General features: G+C 65.7%; 18 protein-coding genes. 10 read left to right on the top strand and 8 right to left on the bottom strand.

The features are described from left to right. Positions 1 to 10 precede the first annotated feature (10 nt). Positions 11 to 805 carry a TIGR03620 family F420-dependent LLM class oxidoreductase gene (locus CH275_RS26335; protein WP_094681039.1) on the bottom strand — a complete coding sequence of 265 codons (795 nt, stop codon included), beginning with the start codon at positions 803 to 805 and terminating at the stop codon, positions 11 to 13. Positions 806 to 839: 34 nt separating this feature from the next. After that, the gene (locus CH275_RS26330) at positions 840 to 1,676 is read right to left on the bottom strand and encodes a helix-turn-helix transcriptional regulator (RefSeq protein ID WP_094681163.1); all 837 of its coding nucleotides are present in this window, start codon (positions 1,674 to 1,676) and stop codon (positions 840 to 842) included. A 102-nt stretch (positions 1,677 to 1,778) separates the two neighbouring features. On the opposite strand from CH275_RS26330, the gene CH275_RS26325 reads away from it, so the two are divergent. After that, positions 1,779 to 2,549, top strand: a complete 771-nt coding sequence (locus CH275_RS26325) for an SDR family NAD(P)-dependent oxidoreductase (protein WP_094681038.1) — start codon at positions 1,779 to 1,781, stop codon at positions 2,547 to 2,549. 22 nt (positions 2,550 to 2,571) lie between these two features. On the opposite strand, the gene CH275_RS26320 is transcribed toward CH275_RS26325, so the two are convergent. The 3 genes from CH275_RS26320 to edd all read right to left on the bottom strand — a co-directional run bounded on the left by CH275_RS26320 (position 2,572) and on the right by edd (position 5,462). Then, a complete protein-coding gene (locus CH275_RS26320) occupies positions 2,572 to 2,904 on the bottom strand; it encodes a CD225/dispanin family protein (RefSeq protein WP_094681037.1) in 333 nt (110 codons plus the stop codon). An 84-nt stretch (positions 2,905 to 2,988) separates the two neighbouring features. Then, positions 2,989 to 3,606, bottom strand: a complete 618-nt coding sequence (gene eda / locus CH275_RS26315) for a bifunctional 4-hydroxy-2-oxoglutarate aldolase/2-dehydro-3-deoxy-phosphogluconate aldolase (RefSeq protein WP_094681036.1) — start codon at positions 3,604 to 3,606, stop codon at positions 2,989 to 2,991. 32 nt (positions 3,607 to 3,638) lie between these two features. Then, positions 3,639 to 5,462 carry a phosphogluconate dehydratase gene (gene edd, locus CH275_RS26310; RefSeq protein ID WP_094681035.1) on the bottom strand — a complete coding sequence of 608 codons (1,824 nt, stop codon included), beginning with the start codon at positions 5,460 to 5,462 and terminating at the stop codon, positions 3,639 to 3,641. Positions 5,463 to 5,604: 142 nt separating this feature from the next. Here edd and CH275_RS26305 point away from each other — a divergent pair, with 142 nt between their 5' ends. The 6 genes from CH275_RS26305 to CH275_RS26280 all read left to right on the top strand — a co-directional run bounded on the left by CH275_RS26305 (position 5,605) and on the right by CH275_RS26280 (position 12,778). Next, positions 5,605 to 6,786, top strand: coding sequence for an ROK family transcriptional regulator (locus tag CH275_RS26305; RefSeq protein ID WP_094681034.1), 1,182 nt, complete (start codon positions 5,605 to 5,607; stop codon positions 6,784 to 6,786). 133 nt (positions 6,787 to 6,919) lie between these two features. Next, positions 6,920 to 9,193 (top strand): carbon starvation CstA family protein, encoded by a 2,274-nt coding sequence (locus CH275_RS26300; RefSeq protein ID WP_094681162.1) that lies wholly within the window; start codon positions 6,920 to 6,922, stop codon positions 9,191 to 9,193. Then, a complete protein-coding gene (locus CH275_RS26295) occupies positions 9,194 to 9,364 on the top strand; it encodes a YbdD/YjiX family protein (RefSeq protein WP_094681033.1) in 171 nt (56 codons plus the stop codon). Between the two features lie 115 nt (positions 9,365 to 9,479). After that, positions 9,480 to 10,946, top strand: coding sequence for a DNA-3-methyladenine glycosylase 2 family protein (locus CH275_RS26290; RefSeq protein WP_094681032.1), 1,467 nt, complete (start codon positions 9,480 to 9,482; stop codon positions 10,944 to 10,946). Continuing rightward, entirely contained in the window at positions 10,943 to 11,440 is a 498-nt protein-coding gene (locus CH275_RS26285) for a methylated-DNA--[protein]-cysteine S-methyltransferase (RefSeq protein WP_094681031.1), read from the top strand. Before CH275_RS26290 ends, CH275_RS26285 begins: the two co-directional genes overlap by 4 nt. Positions 11,441 to 11,491: 51 nt before the next feature. After that, positions 11,492 to 12,778 carry an AI-2E family transporter gene (locus tag CH275_RS26280; RefSeq protein ID WP_094681030.1) on the top strand — a complete coding sequence of 429 codons (1,287 nt, stop codon included), beginning with the start codon at positions 11,492 to 11,494 and terminating at the stop codon, positions 12,776 to 12,778. Here CH275_RS26280 and CH275_RS26275 read toward each other — a convergent pair. Further along, entirely contained in the window at positions 12,760 to 15,768 is a 3,009-nt protein-coding gene (locus tag CH275_RS26275; RefSeq protein WP_094681029.1) for an AAA family ATPase, read from the bottom strand. The genes CH275_RS26280 and CH275_RS26275 overlap by 19 nt on opposite strands. After that, positions 15,765 to 16,949: an exonuclease SbcCD subunit D gene (locus tag CH275_RS26270; protein ID WP_094681028.1), complete on the bottom strand. Its 1,185-nt coding sequence runs from the start codon at positions 16,947 to 16,949 to the stop codon at positions 15,765 to 15,767. The genes CH275_RS26275 and CH275_RS26270 overlap by 4 nt, the downstream gene beginning before the upstream one ends. A gap of 113 nt (positions 16,950 to 17,062) precedes the next feature. Between CH275_RS26270 and CH275_RS26265 the strand changes: the two genes are divergently transcribed. Both CH275_RS26265 and CH275_RS26260 read left to right on the top strand, forming a co-directional pair. Continuing rightward, a complete protein-coding gene (locus tag CH275_RS26265; RefSeq protein WP_094681027.1) occupies positions 17,063 to 18,229 on the top strand; it encodes a DNA recombination protein RmuC in 1,167 nt (388 codons plus the stop codon). 20 nt (positions 18,230 to 18,249) lie between these two features. Further along, positions 18,250 to 19,323: a DUF6542 domain-containing protein gene (locus tag CH275_RS26260; protein ID WP_179276363.1), complete on the top strand. Its 1,074-nt coding sequence runs from the start codon at positions 18,250 to 18,252 to the stop codon at positions 19,321 to 19,323. A 54-nt stretch (positions 19,324 to 19,377) separates the two neighbouring features. Here the strand turns inward: CH275_RS26260 and CH275_RS26255 are convergent, their stop codons facing one another. Then, positions 19,378 to 20,385, bottom strand: a complete 1,008-nt coding sequence (locus CH275_RS26255) for a 4-hydroxy-3-methylbut-2-enyl diphosphate reductase (protein WP_094681025.1) — start codon at positions 20,383 to 20,385, stop codon at positions 19,378 to 19,380. A 122-nt stretch (positions 20,386 to 20,507) separates the two neighbouring features. Between CH275_RS26255 and CH275_RS26250 the strand changes: the two genes are divergently transcribed. Further along, positions 20,508 to 21,110 (top strand): lipid droplet-associated protein, encoded by a 603-nt coding sequence (locus tag CH275_RS26250; RefSeq protein WP_094681024.1) that lies wholly within the window; start codon positions 20,508 to 20,510, stop codon positions 21,108 to 21,110. Positions 21,111 to 21,123 lie beyond the last annotated feature (13 nt).

Here is a 21,123-nt window from a genome sequence, read left to right as displayed (position 1 = left end):
TCTATGGAGTCTACTTTGACGACACCACCAGCTCGGACAGTGCCCGGCCAGCGTCGATACTCGACGCACCCAGCGGCGCCAGAACCACGTGATCTGCGCCGGCAGCGTGGTGGGCGGCCACCCGCTCGGAAATGTCGTCGATGCTCCCCCACACCACCAGCTCGTCGACCAGTCGGTCGCTGAGCTCGTCGACATCGGCCTCGGTGAAGCCCAAACGCAGGAAGTTCTGCCGATAGCCAGGGACTGTCGCGAGAAAGCTCAGTGGCTCCCGAGCTGCGGCGCGGGCTCGATCCGGATCGGACTCGGCCACGACGAACTGGTCGATCACCAACGTCGACCCACCGAGTGCACCGCGCGCCTGCGCGGTCCACTCGGGCGTGACCAGCAACCCGATTGCGCCGGCAGCGCGTTCTCGCGCCATCTCCAACTTCTTCGGGCCGAGCGCCGCGAGCAGTATGCGATCGGCTGGCACCTCGAGTTCGTCGAGGTACTTCCTCAACCCGGCCATAGGTCGAGCGCTCTGCGGCCCGCCGAGGCCGAGGACGAATCGACCGGTGTCCGAGAGCTCGTCGAACAGTTCACCGGCCTGTGCAGGTGAGTACACGTCGACCGGCACTATGCCTGGAACGACGGTGGCGGTCTCGGTCGCATGAACCAGATCGGCCAGCCTGCCGAGCCGATCGAGCTGCCCGCCCGGCAGCCAGAACGAGGTGAACCCGAGTGATTCCAACTCGCGAGCATCGTCGAGGTACGACGGCGATACGTCGATGGAAATGCCGATTGTGCCGAGACCGAGTGTGTCCATGGCTACGACGCTAAAACCTCGAGCGTTGTTCAGGTCAAGAGCTGATCGCCGAATTCGTGTCCCAGCTTGCCAGGATCGGCAGAATTTTCGCGGTGCTCGAGCCTTCCTCGACCGTGTAGACGATGAGACTCTGACCCGGCTCGCTGGGCGAGGTCAAAAACTCGATACCGAATTCGAGGGTTCCCGCCGCCGGATGCTGAATGATCTTGGTGGCGCGCTCGAACTCGCGGACCTCGTGATCGCTCCACCATTGCTCGAAAAAGGGCTCACTGGAACGTAATTCGCCGATCAGGGCAATCAGCGCTCGGTCTCCCGGTCGCCGAGCGAGGTCACGGCGCAGACCGGCGACCGAGGCGGCCGCGAACTGCGACCAGTTGACGATTCGCTCGCGGGCGATGGGATTGCTGAACAGGTAATGGAACAGCGATTCTCCGGCGGTCGACGGCAGACTCAGTACCGATCGAACCAGTGCGTTGCTGGCCAGGATGACGCCGCTACGACCGAGTAGCAACACCGGAACGTGATCGAGTGCCCTCATCACCTGGAGCAATCCCGGATCCGGTCGCTCGGTGGCGTCATCGACGGATCCGGCCGGAGACGCAAGATCGAGTAGATGAGCCGACTCCACCTCGTTCAACTGCAGTGCCCGCGCGATTGCCCGCAGCACCTCGTTCGAGACGTTGGCCTGGCGACCCTGTTCGAGTTTGCTGTAGTAATCCGGACTCACTCCGGCCAGAGCCGCTAATTCTTCTCGCCGCAGCCCAGGCACCCGTCGGGCACCCGGATACGTAGCAATCCCGGCCTCGATCGGAGTCATGCGGTCGCGCCGATCACGCAGAAACGCGCTGAGGGCGGACCTGTCCTTGTTCACGAATTCCACAGTAGCGACATGGGCGATTGCCAACCTGGTCATGACAGACCTAGGCAGAACGACGCCTGGTTGACTGCCTCGACCGACCGTAGACATGGCGTCATGACTTCTTCTACTGCCCCGCTACTCCTCGGACGAACCGCCGTCGTCACCGGATCGACCAGTGGGATCGGTGCTGCCATTGCGCTCACCCTCGCCGCCCAGGGGGCATCGGTGGTCGTCAGCGGCCGCGACGCCGAGCGCGGCAAGGCGCTGGCTCACCGCATTTCCGCGACAGGCGGCACTGCGGCCTTCGTCGACGTCGATCTCTCGGGCAGCTACCAGGAGCTCCGCGAGTTCGCCGCCCGCAGCACGGACGCTCTCGGCGGCCGCGTCGACATTCTCGTCAACAACGCCGGCATCTATCCGGCCACCGCAACCGCGGACCTGCCCGACGATCAGCTCGATGCGATGCTCGCCATCAACGTCCGAGCTCCACACGTGCTCGTCGGCGCACTGGCTCCCGCCATGGCCGAGCGCGGTAATGGAGTCATCGTGAACATCGGGTCGTGGATGGCCACGATGGGCAGCCCCTTCGCCGCGATGTACTCCGCCACCAAGGCAGCCGACGAGCAACTCACCCGCAGTTGGGCAGCAGAGTTCGGCCCACGCGGCGTGCGGGTGAACTCCCTCGCGCCCGGGGCCACGTCGACCCCAGGTAATAAGGATGCCCGTGCAATCTTGGACTCCATGACCGCCGGAACTCCTGCGGGGAAGGTGATGACCCCACAGGACATCGCCGACGGCGTTCTGTTCCTGGTCTCGGACAACGCCGCGATGATCCACGGAACGACCCTCTACGTCGACGGCGGCATCTCGGTCACCCGCGGGTGAGCAGTGATCCGCCGTCGATTCGTCACATGGTCGAGACGACCAAGCCGATGAACGCAAGGTAGAGAACGATGAAGGCACCGAAGATGATCAGCGACAGCTTCCCGAAGAACCCGGCACGACTCGACGAATACTGTGCTCCCTGAACGTCTCCCATCATCCACAGCGGGTGCACCTTCAGTGCGTGGTTGAACGCCGGAATGGCCAGCGGCCAGAAGAAAATGATGGCCACGACGGCCCAGCCTGCATTGGAGGACGGCAGAGCAGCTGGCTGCGAATACGGCTGCGGGGCCGGAAAGGACTGGCCCGCTGGAAACGGCTGCGCGGCTGGGAACGGTTGCTCGTACGGACCTGACATGAGAAATTCCCCCGATTGTTCGATGACGGACAACCAGTAGGACGCCGCACCGTCACTTCTGGTTCCATCGGAGGAGCGGGAATCTCAGACCAATTCGGCCGTGGCTGCCGCGAGTGCGACGATGGCATCCCAATCTTGTTCTGCAACAGCTGCGGCCGGAGTGAGCCACGATCCCCCGACGCATCCGACGTTCGGCAGCGTCAGGTAGCTCGACGCGTTTGCGGTGGAGATTCCACCCGTCGGGCAGAAGCGGGCGGCCGGGATCGGTGAGTGGATCGACTTCAAGAAGTTCGCGCCGCCCGATGCCTCGGCCGGGAAGAACTTGAGCTCGGTGTAGCCCGCTTCGAGCAGACCGAGCACCTCGGATACCGTTGCGGCACCGGGCAGATGCGGAAGTCCGGTATCTCGCATGGCCTTCGTCAGGGAAGGCGTGCAACCGGGCGAGACCAGGAACTGAGCACCCGCGTCGGCGGCCTGCTTGGCCTGGCCGGGAGTGATGATCGTGCCTGCGCCGACGAGGATCTCGGGAACCTCGGCGGCGATGCGCTCGATGGCGTCGAGCGCCACCGGTGTGCGCAGGGTCAGCTCGATGACGGGCACTCCGCCCGCCACCAGCGCACGAGCGATCGGAACTGCATGATCGAGGTCGTCGATGACGACGACGGGGATGACGGGCACGCGGTCGAGCAGGGATGCAGTCACGGTCTTACTTTCTCTCGAATCGGGTTCTCGGGTCAACGCATCACGAACATCGCGCCCTCGTCGGCAGGGCCGACGAGCGCACGCATACCGGAGAACAGGTCACGACCGGTGCTGGACCATTCGTCCTTGTCCAAGACTCGTCCGGTGACCGGCCGGGCCTCGAACTCGTCGAGCGGAACATCGATCGACAGTGTGCCGTCGAGAGAGTCGAGGGTGATCATGTCTCCGTCGAGAATCTTCGCAATCGGCCCACCGCTCGCGGCTTCGGGCGTGAGGTGAATTGCCGCAGCGACCTTTCCGGAAGCGCCGGACATCCGGCCGTCCGTGATCAGCGCTACCGACCGGCCCTTGTCCTGCAGGATTCCGAGAGCCGGGGTGAGCTTGTGCAACTCGGGCATGCCGTTGGCCTGCGGGCCCTGATAACGCAGCACCGCAACGAAGTCGCCGTCGAGAAGCCCTGCATCGAATGCTTCGAGGAAGTCAGCTTGGTCGTCGAACACTCGCGCCGGTCCGGTGACCACCCGATGTTCGGGTGCCAGGGCGGAAGTCTTGATGACACATTTTCCGATCGGCCCGGTCAGCATCTTCAGTCCGCCGTCGGCACTGAACGGCTCGTTCGCGCCACGTAACACGGTGTCGTCGTGACTCATCCGGGTCCCGTCCTGCCACATCACGCCGTCGCCGTCGAGCTTCGGTTCTTGGGTGTAGCGCCGCAGACCCTGCCCGGCAACGGTTTTCACATCCTCGTGCATCAACCCCTCGTCGAGCAGAGCGCCGATGACGAACCCGAGTCCGCCGGCCGCGTGGAAATGGTTGACGTCGGCTTTGCCGTTGGGGTAGATCCTGGCCATCAGCGGCACCACCGCCGACAGATCCGACAGGTCCTGCCACGTCAGCGTGATGCCTGCAGCTTTCGCGATGGCGACGAGATGCATCGTGTGGTTGGTCGAGCCGCCGGTGGCCAGCAGTGCGACGCAGCCGTTGACGATCGACTTGACGTCGACGACCTCCCCCACCGGGGTGTAGTTGTCGCCCAACGACGTCAGACCGGTGACGACGTGCGCGGCTTCGCGGGTGAGCGCGTCGCGCATCGCAGTGCCGGGGTTGACGAACGACGAGCCGGGCAGATGCAGACCCATGACCTCCATGAGCAGCTGATTGGAGTTGGCCGTTCCGAAGAACGTGCACGTGCCACTGCCGTGATACGACGCGGCCTCGGCGTCCAGCAGCGCCTCACGGCCCACCTTGCCCTCGGCGTAGAGCTGACGCGCTTTTGCCTTCTCGCCGTTGGGAAGTCCGGACGTCATCGGACCGGCGGGCACGAACACCGCGGGGAGATGGCCGAAACTCAGTGCCCCGATGAGCATTCCGGGGACGATCTTGTCGCACACCCCGAGCATCAGGGTGGCGTCGAACATGTCGTGGGACAACGCAATTGCCGTCGACATCGCGATGATGTCGCGGCTGAAGAGCGAGAGCTGCATGCCGTCGCGACCCTGCGTGATGCCGTCGCACATCGCGGGGACGCCACCGGCGAACTGCGCGATGCCGCCGGCGTCGATGACCGACTTCTTCAGCACGGCCGGGTAGGTCTCGAACGGCTTGTGCGCCGAGAGCATGTCGTTGTAGGCGGAGACGATCGCGATGTTGGGCTTGACCATGCCGCGCAGCGCTTGCTTGTCGGCCTTACCGGAGGCCGCGAAGCCGTGGGCGATGTTGGCGCAGGCAAGTCGGCCACGGGCCGGGCCCTGATCCCCGGCAGCAGCGATTCGAGCGAGATATGTGGTGCGGTCGGACTGGCTGCGGTCTGCGATGCGGTCGGTGACCTGACGCAGGACCGGATGAAGTGTGTCCATGAGTATCTCCGATGTTCGGTCTCTCACGACTCAGCCTAAGGCCGGTTAAGTCGATCAGCAACCTAACTTATGTTTTTCAAAGTTCTAAGTAGCATTTCTTAGGGTGTTGCCGTAGAAGTTGCCAGTTGGTTGAATGGCGTATATGTCGATGCCGCGCCTGAGCGCTCCACCTGCGACCGCAGGTGAGATCTTCGCTCTGGTTCGCGACGGAGAAGCAGATACTCGCGCCGAATTGGGCCGGATCACCGGACTGTCTCGCTCGGCCGTCGCCTCCCGTGTCGCTGCACTCGCCGGACTCGGCTTGATCATCGAAACCGAGGACACCCAATCGACGGGCGGACGTCCCCCTGCGCGATTGTCCTTCGACGTCGATGCGGGTGTCGTGCTCGCGGCAGCGATCGGACGCAGCCGTTCGCAACTGGGCGTCTTCACTCTCGGCGGAGAATCGCTCGCCGGCGACACCGTCGATCAGGAAATCGGCATCGGACCGGACGAGTTGATGCCGCAGATCACCAAGCGCCTGCAGGTCTTGCTGGACGAATCGCACCGAAGCGGACATCGCATCCTCGGCGTGGGCCTGTCCATTCCCGGCACCGCCGATACGGCGCGTGGTTGCAGTCTGGACTCGCCGATCATGCACGGCTGGGACGGAGTTCCACTGGCCCCGTTCTTCTCCGATACCACTGCAGCTCCGGTCTTCCTCGACAACGACGCCAACGCGATGGTCCTCGCCGAACGCCGTGACAACAGAGATCGCTTCCAGAACGCCTTGTTGGTCAAGGCCTCGACGGGTCTCGGTGCCGGGATCGTCGCGGGCGGTGCCCTACAACGTGGATCATTGGGTGCTGCAGGCGAATTCGGCCACACCAAGACCGCAGCCGCCGCAGGGGTAGCGTGCCGGTGCGGCGACAGCGGATGCCTCGAAGCCATCGCAGGCGGCTGGGCACTGGTGCGTGCACTCAGCGACCAGGGCCGAGAAGTCGGCCACATCCGCGGCGTCGTCGACCTCGCAGTGAGCGGTGACCCCGAAGCACGCAGACTCATCCGTGACAGTGGACGCCACATCGGCGAAACCCTGGCCGGAGCCGTCAATCTGCTCAACCCCGAGGTCCTCATCGTCGGCGGCGACATGGCCAATGCGTACGACATCTTCGTTGCCGGCCTGCGCGAGACCGTCTACGGAAACGCCACTGCGCTGGCCACCAAGGCACTCACCATCCAGGCGACCACCCACGGCGACCTTTCGGGAGTCATCGGTAGCGCAGCCCTGGTCTTGGATCAGGTACTCAGCGCCCGGGCCGTCGACGACGCGCTCGGTAACTGACCCTCGGCCACACTTCCCGTTCGTCGCACTCCAGCGACCGCCGGGCGCACGGCGATGCGTCGATTCGAGGACGCCGACCGGCTCCGCACATAGGGTGATCGCAGTCACAACTGCGAGCATGGAGACCCCACACATGTCACTGAAAGCACCCGACGATCCACACGTCGAACTGCTGAAGACAGATCCCGACCTACCACCCGTCGGCGTCGTCGAATCACATCCGATGACCACGGCGAAGCGTCTGATGCTCGTCGCAATCGGCCTTCTGGGCGGCGTCGCCTGGACGATCATCGCCATCGTGCGCGGGGAGAACCCCAACGCCGTGTGGTTCGTGATCGCCGCCGTCTGTACCTACATCTTCGCTTTCCGCTTCTACGCCAGGCTGATCGAACGCAAGATCGTCTTCCCGCGCGACGACAGAGCCACGCCCGCCGAGATTCTGGAAAACGGCAAGGATTACATGCCGACGGACCGTCGGGTGCTGTTCGGCCACCACTTCGCCGCCATCGCCGGAGCCGGCCCGCTCGTCGGACCCGTGCTCGCCGCTCAGATGGGTTACCTGCCCGGCACCATGTGGATCATCATCGGCGTCGTGTTCGCCGGTGCCGTCCAGGACTTCCTGGTGCTGTGGATCTCTACGCGTCGGCACGGACGCAGCCTCGGACAGATGGCCCGTGACGAACTCGGCGTCATCGGTGGCACCGCGGCGTTGGTCGCGGTGTTCGTCATCATGATCATCCTCATCGCGGTGCTCGCACTCGTCGTCGTCAACGCACTCGCCGAAAGCCCGTGGGGCGTCTTCTCCATCGCCCTGACCATTCCCATCGCACTCTTCATGGGTGTCTACCTGCGCTTCCTGCGACCGGGCAACGTCACCGAGGTCTCGCTCATCGGCGTCGTATTGCTGCTGCTCGCCATTGTCGCCGGTGGCTGGGTTGCCGAAACCGAGTGGGGCACCGACTGGTTCACCCTCTCCAAGGTCACCGTCGCCTGGTTGCTGATCGGCTACGGCCTGCTCGCGTGCATCCTGCCGGTGTGGCTGCTGCTCGCACCGCGCGATTACCTGTCGACGTTCATGAAGGTCGGCACCATCGCGCTGCTGGCCGTCGGCATCCTCATCGCGCGTCCCGAAATTCAGATGCCCGCCATGACGAGCTTCGCCACCGAGGGCAACGGGCCGGCCTTCGCGGGTTCACTGTTCCCGTTCCTGTTCATCACCATCGCCTGCGGCGCACTCTCCGGTTTCCACGCTCTGATCTCCTCCGGCACCACGCCGAAGTTGCTCGAGAAGGAAAAGCAGATGCGCATGATCGGCTACGGCGGCATGCTCACCGAGTCGTTCGTCGCCATCATGGCGCTCATCACCGCCTGCGTTCTCGATCAGCACATCTACTTCGCATTGAACGCACCGGCGACGTTGACCGGCGGCACTCCGGAGACTGCGGCGACGTACGTCAACGGATTGGGGCTGAGCGGCGGAGACATCTCGCCGGCCGAATTGAGCCAGGCGGCAACCGATGTGGGCGAGGAATCGATCATCTCCCGCACCGGCGGCGCACCGACACTCGCGTTCGGTATGTCCGAGGTACTGCACCAGGTGTTCGGCGGCGAATCGCTCAAGTCGTTCTGGTACCACTTCGCGATCATGTTCGAGGCACTGTTCATCCTCACCACGGTCGACGCAGGCACCCGCGTCGCACGCTTCATGCTCTCCGACAGCATCGGCAACCTGCCCGGCGCATCGGCCAAGAAATTCAAGGACCCGTCGTGGCGTCCCGGCGCATGGATCTGCTCCGTCATCGTCGTTGCAGCCTGGGGCGCAATCCTTCTCATGGGCGTCACCGATCCACTGGGCGGCATCAACACCCTGTTCCCGCTGTTCGGTATCGCCAACCAGTTGCTCGCGGCGATCGCGTTGACGGTAGTGATGGTGATCGTCGTCAAGCGTGGCCTCTACAAGTGGGCGTGGATACCCGGAGTTCCCCTCGCCTGGGACCTCATCGTCACCATGACGGCGTCGTACCAGAAGATCTTCTCCTCCGTCCCGGCCATCGGTTACTGGACGCAGCATTCGCAGTTCCGTGACGCGAAGGAGCAGGGCCTGAGCAGCTTCGGCAGCGCGAAGACCCCCGAGGCCATCGACGCCGTCATCCGCAACACCTTCATCCAGGGCACGCTGTCGATCGTCTTCGCGGTACTGGTCCTGGTGGTCGTGTTCGCCGGAGTGTGGGTGTGCATCAAGGCCGTTCGCGGAGCCGACCTGCCCGACAACGAGGAGCCCGAGGTGCCGTCGAAGATCTTCGGCCCCACCGGCTTCGTCCTCACCCCGTCGGAGAAGAAGATTCAGGCCGAGTGGGACGAGCTGATCGACGCAGGCACCGTCCGTCGCCCCGGATCGGCGCACTAGATGCGCGGGCTGTGGTGGTGGATCACCTCGGTGATGGGCGACCACGATTACGACCGCTATGTCGCCCATCTGGCCCGCCGCCACCCGGATCAGGAACCTCCGACCGTGCGGCAGTACTGGAAGGACCGGCACGCGGAGGCGGACCGAAATCCGGGGGCCCGCTGCTGTTAGGGCTTCGCCCTCGTGCGCGTTTTGCGTAGCTGGAGGTACGCAAAACGCGCACGAGGGGCGCAGCCACGTCCGATTTCCGCTAGCACTGGCGGGTTCGCGCTGACACAGTGAGTACATGAGCAACGAACGGCAGGTGCAAGAACTGGACTTCGACCGGTGTTACCGCGCAGTCTCCTCGCGTGACGCACGGTTCGACGGCCAGTTCTTCACCGCCGTTCGCACCACCGGCATCTACTGCCGCCCCTCCTGCCCAGCACGCACCCCCAAGCCGGGCAACGTCTCGTTCCTGGCCACGGCAGCGGCGGCCCAACAATCCGGGTACCGCGCCTGCCGCCGCTGCCAGCCCGACGCCACTCCCGGTTCCCCGCGCTGGAACATTCACTCGGACCTCAGTTCTCGCGCCATGCGATTGATCTCCGACGGTGCCGTCGAACGTGGTGGCGTCGACGGCCTCGCCAGTACCCTCGGTTACTCGAGCCGCCAACTGACTCGTGTACTGACGGCGGAGGTGGGCGCAGGCCCGCTGGCGTTGGCACGTGCGCACCGCGCCCACACCGCTCGTACCCTGATCCAGACCACCGACATGTCCATGGCCGACATCGCCTTCGCTGCAGGATTTTCCAGCGTTCGGCAGTTCAACGACACCGTCAAAGAAGTCTTCGCCGTCGATCCGTCGACGCTGCGGCGGGAGGCACACCGCACCGCGGTGACAACCGCAGGTGGAACGGTCACGTTGCGGCTGCCCTATCGCGCGCCCCTCGACCGCGGCTGGATCGAGTGGTTCCTTCGCGGTCACGTGGTCGAGGGAATCGAATCGTTCTCCGAGGACGGCGAATACGTCCGATCGCTACGTCTGCCGCACGCCGGCGGACTGGTGGCTCTGCGGGTGATGGACGAATTCGTCAGTGCCGCTGTGACATTGCAGGACATGCGAGACCTCGCCCCCGCCGTGGCCCGAATCCGACACCTCCTCGACCTCGACGCCGATCCACTCGCCGTCGACGATGCCCTGCGCACCGACCCACAGTTGGCACCGAGCGTCGACGCCCACCCAGGCATTCGTGCGCTCGGCGTGGTCGACGGCGCAGAGATGTTGCTGCGCACGGTGATCGGGCAGCAGATCTCGCTGAAGGCCGCGGCCACCCACACCGCTCGACTCGTCGATGCTCTCGGTTCACCACTCGATCTCGGCAACGACGCCGTCACCAGGTTGTTTCCCGAACCCGCCGTGATCGCCGAACGGGGCCACGAGGTACTCACCGGACCTGCGGCCCGCGTGCAGACCGTCATCCGCGTCGCCGACGCCATCGCGTCGGGAACCGTCGTGTTGCATCCCGCGCGAGAGGGCCCCGAACTCGAACGAGAACTGCTCGCGCTCAAAGGAATCGGCCCCTGGACGGCCCGCTATGTCGTGATGCGGCTGCTCGGCGATCCCGATGTTCTGCTCGATACCGACCTCGTCGTTCGCCAGGGTGCGCAAGCCCTGGACATCTCACTGACGAACTCAGCCCGCTGGGCACCGTGGCGCTCGTACGTCTCGATGCACCTGTGGATCACCGCACTGGAGAGAAGACAAGCATGACTGCCACTGCCGCCACCCGCGACACCCCGATCGGCCCTTTCACCACCATCGTCGACGCCGATCAGCGCGTCCTTGCCTCGGGTTGGACAGCGGACGTCGAGGATCTACGGATGCTGATCCACCCGACGCTGCGGCCCGATACCGTTCGCAGTGCCGCCGATCTCGGCGCCGTCACCGCTGCCGTAGACGCGTACCACCGCGGCGAACTCGATCGGATCGACGATGTGCCCGTCGCGCAACGGTCCGGTGAATTCCTGATGCACGCCTGGGATGTACTGCGCACCGTCGAACCCGGCGCTCCGGTGACCTACTCCCGATTCGCGGAACTCTCGGGCCGACCCGCGGCCATCCGCGGTGCAGCCTCCGCCTGTGCGCGCAATGCCGCCGCGCTGTTCGTACCGTGTCATCGGGTGGTCCGCATCGGCGGCGCGCTCGGCGGATTCCGCTGGGGTTTGCCCGTCAAGGAGTGGTTGCTGACACACGAGGCGGCCTGACCGGTATCGCGCCGGGTGGCGGTGACACACAGCCGACCGACACCGGGCGTTATGGTTCTTCACGATCCGCCATCCGCCGAATGTGAGGAAGCCACCGTGACCGAATCGGCAGTGCCAGGAAAACCCAGGGCATCAGCCAAGTCCGGGAAGGATCGCGGAGACCTCATCGGAGTCGGCGGCCTGTGGTTGGCCAAGTGGTCGCTCATCCTGATTTCGATATCCGCCGGGGCATGGGTGTTGGGCTGGCTCATAGGTCATCTGTGGGTGATCCTGTTGCCGGTGCTGCTCGCGGTGATCGTCGCGACGGTGTTGTGGCCGCCGGCCAAGTTGATGATGAGGCTGGGATTCCCACCCGCGCTGGCCGCCTCGGTCTCGCTCGTGGTGTTCTTCGTCGTCATCGGCGGAGTCATCACCCTGATCATTCCCTCGGTGGCCGAGCAGGCTCCCGAATTGGTCGACCAGGCGTCGGGCGGGATCGCGCAGGTTCAGGACTGGTTGAAGGGCCCGCCCCTGAACATCGGCGACGACCAGATCGACTCGGCGGTGTCGGCGATCGTGTCGCGCCTGCAGGACAGCGGGGAGGTCATCGCCACCGGCGTATTCACCGGCGTATCCGCGGCCGGCTCGCTGCTGGTCACTCTGGCGCTGGTGTTGGTTCTGTCGTTCTTCTTCGTCAAGGACGGCCCCAAGTTCCTACCGTGGCTGCACGGGTTCTCCGGTGGCCGCGCCGGACGCCATCTGGGCGAGGTGCTCTCACGGATGTGGGCGACGCTCGGCGGATTCATCAGAACTCAAGCCATCGTGAGCTTCATCGACGCCTTCTTCATCGGACTCGGACTCATCATTCTCGGCGTTCCGCTGGCGCTGGTGCTCGCGACACTGACGTTCCTCGGTGGCTTCATTCCGATCGTCGGCGCGTTCGTCGCCGGTGCGCTCGCAGTCCTCGTGGCACTGGTGGCGAACGGGCTCACGACGGCGCTGATCGTGCTCGCCATCATCGTCGCGGTGCAGCAGCTGGAAGGCAATGTGCTGCAGCCGATTCTGCAGAGTCGCAGCATGAACCTGCATCCGGCGATCGTGCTGCTGGCCGTGGCGGGTGGCAGCTCGTTGTTCGGCATCATCGGTGCGTTTCTCGCCGTCCCGGCTGCTGCGGTTGCCGCGGTGCTGATCCGGTACCTGTCCGAGCAGATCGACGCGCGCTCGAACGAACCGGACCAGGACGAACTCGAAGACGAAATCCCACCGCCCGATGGGCTGACCGAGGAGCAGGCCGGTCTGGACGACGAGGACGAGACGAAGTCCGACAAACCTGCGTCAGGTCAGGACGCGACGACCTGAAGCGTCGATCCGGTGCGCTCCCGCTTGACGTAGAGGCGGCTGGGAATGCGTTGCCGCATCTCGTCGACGTGGCTGACGACGCCGACGACGCGTCCGCCCGCACGTAGTTCGTCGAGGACGGCCATCACCTGTTCGAGGGTGTCGGCATCGAGCGTGCCGAACCCCTCGTCGATGAACATGGTGTCCAGGACGACTCCACCGGATTCGGCGGCCACGACATCGGCGAGCCCGAGTGCGAGTGCGAGCGAGGCGAGAAACGCCTCTCCGCCCGAGAGGGTCTTCGCCGAGCGGACGACGCCGGTGTAGTCGTCTCGGATGTCGAGGCCGAGCCCGCCACGCTTGCCGCGGGCACCAGCCTCGTCGGAGTGAACGAATTCGTATCGGCCCGAGGACATTCGGCGCAACCGCGCCGAGGCCGACTCGGCGACATCCTCGAGCCGGGACGCGAGCACATACGATCGCAGCGACATCTTCCGGGCATTCTGACCTCGCCCGGCCACCACGTCGGCCAGGTTGGCGAGCTCGTCGAATTCCGCGCGTTGCGGCGCGATGGCCTCGGCCGCCGTCGACAGTTCGGCGATCAACCGCTCCAGATCGTCTGCGCGCCGTCGATTCTCGGCGACCTCCGCGGCGGCGTGCCGGACCTTGCCCTCGACTTCGGCACAGGCGCGTCGCAGCGGATCCAGATCCACCGGCGGCTGCTCGGCGACGGCGACGATGGCAGGCTCGCGCAATACGTGTTCGGCGTGCGCCCGGCGCTCCTCGGCGGCACGGAGCTCGGCCTCGATGTGCTCGACGCGATCGGTGGTCAGAACGGCCACGGCTGCCGCCTCGGCGGTATCGAAATTCGATGCTGTCACTCGTCGATCGAGTTCGGCTCGCAGCGCGTCGGCCCGTGCGGTCGCGTCGAGCCAGCCGATCCGCGCCTCCTGGATTCGGCGGGCACCGTCGATCAAGGCTTCGCGATCCCGTACTCGGTCGGCCGGCGACGGGCCGTCTCCCACCTCCTCGGACACCGATGCACGCATCTGCGCCAGCGACTCCTCGGTGGCCGATATCCGCTCGTCCAGGGCTGCTCGCGACGCGACCAGGGTGTTGAGCGCGACCGTCAGTTCGTCCGATTCGCGGCGTAGACGGCTCAGTTCCACCCTCGCCGGATCGAGGTCCGCGGCGCTCGCACGGGCATCCTGCACTGCGCTCGTTGCGGTATCGAGGGCCAGCGTCAACTCCGCTGGCGACGCTCCCCCGGTGCGGTCGTGGAGCAGGTCCACCGCGAGTCTGGCCTCCGCGACTGCCCCGACCGCCCGGTCGAGGGCAGCAGCCGCCTTACGTTCCGCGGCGGCGGCCTTGTCTTCCTGTGCCTTGGTCACTGTCGAGGTCGATGCGGCAGCGGGGTGTGGATGCGCGGCGGATCCGCACACCTCGCACGGCTCGCCCGCTGTCAGACGGGCCGCCAGCTCTGCTGCCATTCCGTCGATACGGCGCTCGCGCAGATCGAGCAGATGTTCCCAGGCCGTGTTGTGCGCGGCACCGGCCGTGTCACGGGCGCGTTCGGCTTCGAGGAGAGCGGAGCGCTTGCGTACCAATTCGACTGCTGACTCGGCCGCGGCGCGGGCCCGTTCGCAGCGCTCGTCGAGACCCGGCAACTCTGCCGTTGCTGCCTCTGCTCGGGTCACCCGGGATTCGGCGGCTGCGATCCTGTCGGGCATCGTGGCCTGCTTCTGCATGGTGCCCTCGATCTGTACTGCGATGCTGCGTCGCTGCGTTCGGTGGTCGACCAGCGTGCCGTCGAGCCGATCTGCCTCCCGCACGACCCCGAGCAACGACTGCATACGCGCGACGTCGGTGGTCCAGTCGCGCACGAACTGCGCAACAACGGTGCGCTCGTCCGCGGGATCGCCCGGTGCGGGCGGCCAGTGCAACGCATCGTGAAACCGCTGCCCCTCCGGGGAAGTCGGTAGCCCGCGCTCTGCTGCCGTCAGCGCGGTGGTCGCCGCGTCGGCCGCCGCGCGAGCCAGGCGAAGGTCGGCAGCGGCGGCGGCGATGGGGCCCGCTGCCGCCGAGTCTGCAAGCTCGGTTCTGCGCGCTACCCGCGCCGGCTCCCCTTCCCGATGCTGCGCGAGTTGCTCCTCGGCGAGATCTCGTCGACGCTGCAGCTCGAGCACGGTCGTGGCCTCCGCCAACGCGTCCGATGCACGCCGAGCGGCCGCGTCGACCAGCACCGCTCGCCCTTGCGCGAGAGTTCGGTTCTGACGGGCGTCCCGAAGAACGTCGGCCGCCCACTCGAGCGGGTCCGATGCTTCCGCTTCGGTACTCACGGGCTCGGGCACTCCCGATGCCTGCGACACGCGGCCGAGCATGATGTCGATGGCGTGATGGGCATCGGCCAGCTCCGCGGCCAATTCCCGACGGCGCTGGGCGAACCACTCCTCGACATCGCCGAATCGTCCTGTGTCGAAGAGCCTTTCGAGCAGATTCCCGCGCTCGTCGCTGTCGGCTCGCAGGAAGCGTGCGAACTCGCCCTGCGGCAACAACACCACCTGGAAGAACTGGTCGGCGCTCATTCCGAGGAGCGCGTTGACGGCATCACCGATCTCGGTCAGTCGCGTGAGATTCTGCCCACGACCGTCCATCCAGGTGAGACTGGCCTTGGCGTGTTGCTTGGTGGTACCGCTGCTTCTGAGCTTGGGCCGTAAGAACTCCGGACTGCGCACGATGCGGATGCGTCGACCGCCGAGGGTGGCCTCCAGGGTCACCTGCGGAACCGCCCCGGCGACTGCGTGGTCGGACAGCAATCGCTTGCCTTCGCGACGTGCTCCGGGCACGGTTCCGTACAGGGCAAACGCCACGGCGTCGAGAACCGTTGTCTTGCCTGCCCCCGTGTGCCCGTGCAGCAAGAAAAGCCCATCGGCTCCGAGAGCATCGAAGTCGACCGCCTCGGTACCCGCGAAGGGTCCGAAAGCGGTGATCTCGAGCGAATGCAACCTCACGCAGCACCTCGGTCTGCAGCAGAGCCGTCGGTGACCTCGTCCTCGCGCTGCACGAACGCCAACGCGCGGGCCAGCAGTGCGGACTCCGCGGCGGTGGGCGCGCTACGCATGTCCGTCAGGAACGAGGTGGCAATGGCGAGATCACTGCGACCGCGGACGCGATCGCGGTAACGAAGCTCGCCGGAGCCCTCGGGGCGACGCCACTCGAGATGTATCGCATGCTGAAAACGCTGCTGCAACAAGCGCATTGCGTCGACCGGACGCACCTCGTCGGTGAGAACCGCGGAGACGTAGTGGTTCTCGAACTCGGAATACGCTGCGTCCGAGAGCAACTCCTCGACCGTTCCTTCGATGCGGGCGAGCCCGCGCACCACCGGCAGGTCCACTCGTTCGACGGTGCCGAGACCATCGGCATCGAGGTCGAGAATCCAGACGGCTTTGCGGTGCGATCGTTCACCGAACGAATACGGCAACGGCGAACCGGAGTACCGCACTCGGTCGGTGAGAACCTGCGGAGAATGCAGATGGCCGAGCGCAACGTAGTCGACGCCGTCGAACGCCGACGCCGGCGCGGTTTCGATGCCACCGGAGGAAATGGACCGCTCCGAACCGGTCGCCTCACCGCCGACGATGAATGCGTGCGCAAGGACGACCGAGCGAACGTGTTGCCCCGCATCGGTTCTCGCAGCGAGATCGCCGCGGACGCGATCCATTGCCGCTCCGAGTACCTCGGCGTGGGTGCGCGCGGCGGGAACATCAAGTTCGAGTCGGGTGGTCTCGGGCTCGAGATACGGGATGCCGTAGAACGCGACACCGCCGTGCTCGTCGTCGATGACGACCGGTGTGGCGACATCGCCCACCCGAGTCATCAGGTGCAGGCCGCCGGCCGAGGCGAACGCGGCACCGGCTCCGAGGCGCGCAGGTGAATCGTGGTTGCCCGACGTCGCGACGATGACCGCGCCGGCTGCTCGAATTGCCTCGAGACCGCGGTTGCACACCACGACGGCATCCGCGCTCGGAACGGCGCGATCGTAGATGTCGCCCGGTACCACCACCACATCGATCGATTGTGCCGCAACCAGTTCCGCGATGGACCCCAGCACAGCGCCCTGATCTGCCAACAGGTCGACACCGTGAAAGGTGCGTCCTATGTGCCAGTCCGAGGTGTGCAGGATTCTCATGAGTTCGACGCTATCGGGAACCACCGACAAACTCCCCGAGGCGCGTCGGCCAGTCGGGTGGTGAGCATGTGCGCACCGAAGTCTGTCGGTACCCTCCTGCATCATCTGCTTCCATGAACATTCTCACCGCGTTCGGCCTGCTCGTGGCCCTCGGTATCGGAGCGGTAGTGGGCTGGCTGCTGCATGCGTCTCGGATGGGCGATCGTGCCGTACGAGCCGAAGCCCAGCTCGCCGCGCTGCGCGAGCACGAGGGCATGCTTCGGCAGTCACTGAGTGCGGTCAACGAGGATTCCGCGCGGCGACATTCGACCGTGATCGGCCAGCAGGTCTCGCACCTGGTCGAGCCGTTGCACGACGCCGTCGACGCGCTCTCGGAGCACGTGCGGCACGTCGAGCACAATCGAATCAGGGCCTACGCGGGGTTGTCGGAGCAGGTCACCGGAATGCACCGCGCGTCGATGCATCTGTCCACGCAGACCGCCCAGCTGGTGACGGCACTGCGCGCGCCGCAGATCAGGGGCCGGTGGGGAGAGGTCCAGCTCGAGCGCGTCGTCGAACTCGCAGGCATGGTCAAGCACTGCGATTTCGACACTCAGGTCAGCAAGGAGGGCATCAGACCGGACATGATCGTCCGTCTGGCCGGCGGTCGACAGATCGTCGTCGACGCCAAAGTGCCGTTCGCGGCCTACCTCGATGCCGCACAGGACGAGGATTCCGGGGCACGCGAGAAGAACCTGCGCCGCCACGCCAAGCAGCTGCGGACCCACATCGACCAGTTGGCCGACAAGGCGTATTGGGAGGCATTCGAACCGACCCCGGAATTCGTCGTGCTGTTCGTTCCCGGCGACCCCTTCCTGGACGCGGCACTGACGTCGGACACCGGGCTGCTCGAGTACGCCTTCGGGCGGAACGTGATTCTGGCCACCCCCACCACCCTGGTCGCGCTGTTGCGGACCGTGGCCTACACGTGGAAGCAGGAGTCACTGGCCGAGGACGCGGCTCGTATCCAACAGTTGGGGCGCGAGCTGTACACGCGGATCGGCGTCGTGTCGACGCACCTGGACAAGCTCGGTGCCCACCTCGGCAAGGCTGTGGAGTCCTTCAATTCCACCGTCGGGTCCGTCGATACCAGGGTGAGTGTGACGGCGAGAAAGCTGCACGAGCTCGAGCTGTTCGACGCCGAGCCGGTGGACATCGCCCGGGTGGACGAGCGACCCAAACTGTCCGATTCGTCCCGCTACCGGCACGACTTCGGTCATGTCAGCGATGCAGTCGGCTGAACTACGGCTAACCTCGAGGGGTGTCTACCTCCCAACGTGCCCGATCCGGGGTACCGCTGGATCACCGATCCATCCTCGCGACTCTGCCCGGCGTGCCTGCGTGGGGTGCCGTCGCGATCGCCGCGGGACTGACTTTTCTCGGATTTCTCGTCGATGCTGCTCGTGGAACCGAGCTGACCGGCGCGTTCGCGTTCCTCTACATCCTCGGCTGCATCGCCGCCGTCGTGTTGGTGCGCTACCGGGGGCTGTTCACCGCGATGGTGCAAGCACCGCTGATCTTGTTCGTGGCCGTACCGCTGTCCTACCAATACTTCACCGACAACGCCGGAACCAGCCTCAAGGACATCATCCTCAACGTTGCGATTCCGCTGGTCAACCGATTTCCTTTGATGCTGCTCGGCACCCTCGTGGCCGTCGGACTCGGCGTCGTTCGTATCTTCCTCAAACGGCAGAACACGCACGCCCCGGCAGTTCGGCGCGGCCCGAAGCCCAGTGACGCGAAGCCGACGAGGGCGCAGCGACGAGCGCAGGAAGACCGCCCCGAACGCACCCGCACCCGCCGACCGACCGCAGATGCAGACCGCAGCGCTCCATCGGACGCCGAAGCCACCGACATCGTGCCCGGGCCGTACGTCGGCCGCAGGAGTACAGATTCGCAATCACGCGGCTCACGTCCCGGAATTACCCCCGAGACCGGTGCTCGCCGCCAGTCCGTCCCGACCCCGAGCGCACCGACCCGCTCTCGAGCGGCCGCCACCGACTTCGCCCGCGGCGAGCACTCCAAGCCCGACTATCAGACGCCCGAGAACCAGCGGACCCGATATCGCCCACCGACGCCCGAGGCGCGTCCCTCTACTGACACCCGCTATTCGACGGAACCTCGCCGCGAACGCTCGACCCGGATACAGCCGCCGCGCGAAGTTGCCGATCCCTTCGGTACCGGGGCTCGGCCGGTCGTTCCTCGGAGCAGTGTTTCCGGTACGGAACCGGACAGCAACTCCCAGGGCAGTCATTCCTTGCCGACGTCCAACCGAGACGACATTCCGCCGCATCCGGTGCCGCAGGTTCGGTACCGCGACCGCCACAGCGACTAGTTCGAGTCGCCGGCGTGCCGGGTGTGGTGGCGAAGCACCGCGGACTCTCGGGTTCTAGCGGGCCGGGCGAAGTTCGCGCGGTAGCGAGAACACCAGGGTCTCGTTTGCGGTGGTGACCGGCTGTACGTCTGCGTAACCGTGCTCGGCGAACAGGTCGATGACGCCCTGCACCAGGATCTCCGGTACGGACGCACCCGAGGTGATGCCGATGGTCTCGACTCCGTCGAGCCAGGCCAGGTCGATTTCCTTGGCGTAGTCGACGAGGTAGCTCGCCCGCGCACCTGCGCCCAGCGCAACCTCGACCAACCGCACCGAGTTCGAGGAGTTCTTGGAGCCGACGACGATGACCAGATCGCATTCCGGTGCCATCGCCTTCACCGCGACCTGACGGTTCTGCGTCGCGTAGCAGATGTCGTCGCTGGGCGGGTCCTGCAGCGTCGGGAATCGCTCGCGCAGTTTGGCAACGGTCAACATGGTCTCGTCGACGCTCAGGGTGGTCTGCGACAACCAGATGACCTTGTTCTCGTCGCGGACTGTGACGTTGTCGACCGAATCGGGGCCGTCGACCAGTTGAATGTGCTCGGGTGCCTCGCCGGCCGTGCCCTCGACCTCCTCGTGGCCCTCGTGGCCGATGAGGAGAATGTCGTAGTCGTCCCGAGCGAACCGCTTGGCTTCCTGATGCACCTTGGTCACCAGTGGGCAGGTGGCGTCGATGGTGCGCAGGTTTCGCTCGGCGGCGGAGGTATGCACGGCCGGTGAGACACCGTGGGCCGAGAACACGAGCAGCGAACCCTCGGGCACCTCGTCGGTCTCCTCCACGAACACCGCGCCACGGTCGGACAAGGTCTCGACCACGTGCCGGTTGTGCACGATCTCTTTGCGCACGTACACCGGCGCACCGTGCTGCTCCAGCGCTTTCTCGACGGTCTCGACCGCACGATCGACACCGGCGCAGTAGCCTCGCGGTTCCGCGAGCAGCACTCGCTTACCCCCTGCATACGAGGACTTACCCGTACCGGCGGACTGTGCAATACCAAGATTCAGTGGAACAGCCGAAGACATACCTCCCAGGATACGTGCACCGAGCTCGCCTGCCTCGTTTCCATGTCCCTCGGCCCCCGCCGAGAAGGGTCGTACAGCCTGTCGGCTACCCAAAGTTCATCGTTTCGGGCAGTCTGGTGCACATGACTCGAGTCCCCTTTGCAGCGCGTGTGGCTGCAGGCGTCGCCGCGACCGTCGTGGAAGAGGCTCGCAAGCTTCCCGGTTCCGCCCTGATGCTGCCGATGACGGTCGTCAGCGAGGCACTGGCGCGCGGGATGCGATTCCAGCAGCAGGTGACGGCGCTGGCCATCAAGGGCGATCTGATCATCGCGACCTTGCCGGTCATCGGGACCCCGAGCGAGGAGCAGCCCTCCTGGGCCAGCTTCGACGAGGACGAAGACGACGACACGTTCCACGCCCCCGTCATCACCGACGACGTCGATGTCCCGGACGCCCCCGTGGCCGAGCCGGTCGCTGCGAACGGTCGCTTCGCTCTGTACTCGACGCCTCCGCTGGACGAACCGGTCCAGGACACCTCGGCCAAGCGTGCTCCCTCCGTCGACAAGCCCGAGATCGTCGAGATGATCGACTTCGACACCCTCGCGCTCGCGCAGCTGCGCGCGCGACTGCGCACGCTCTCCGTCCAGGATCTCGAGACGCTGCTCGACTACGAGAACGGCACGCTCGCCCGCGCACCGTTCCAGACGATGCTGGCCAACCGCATCACCACCGCCAAGGCCAAGTGAGCACTCCCCCACC

Origin of the sequence: Rhodococcus sp. 06-235-1A (assembly GCF_002258785.1) — a bacterium.
GTDB lineage: Bacteria > Actinomycetota > Actinomycetes > Mycobacteriales > Mycobacteriaceae > Rhodococcoides.
Note: the sequence above shows the minus strand (reverse complement) of the source record. Positions and strands in the feature narration are given on the sequence as shown.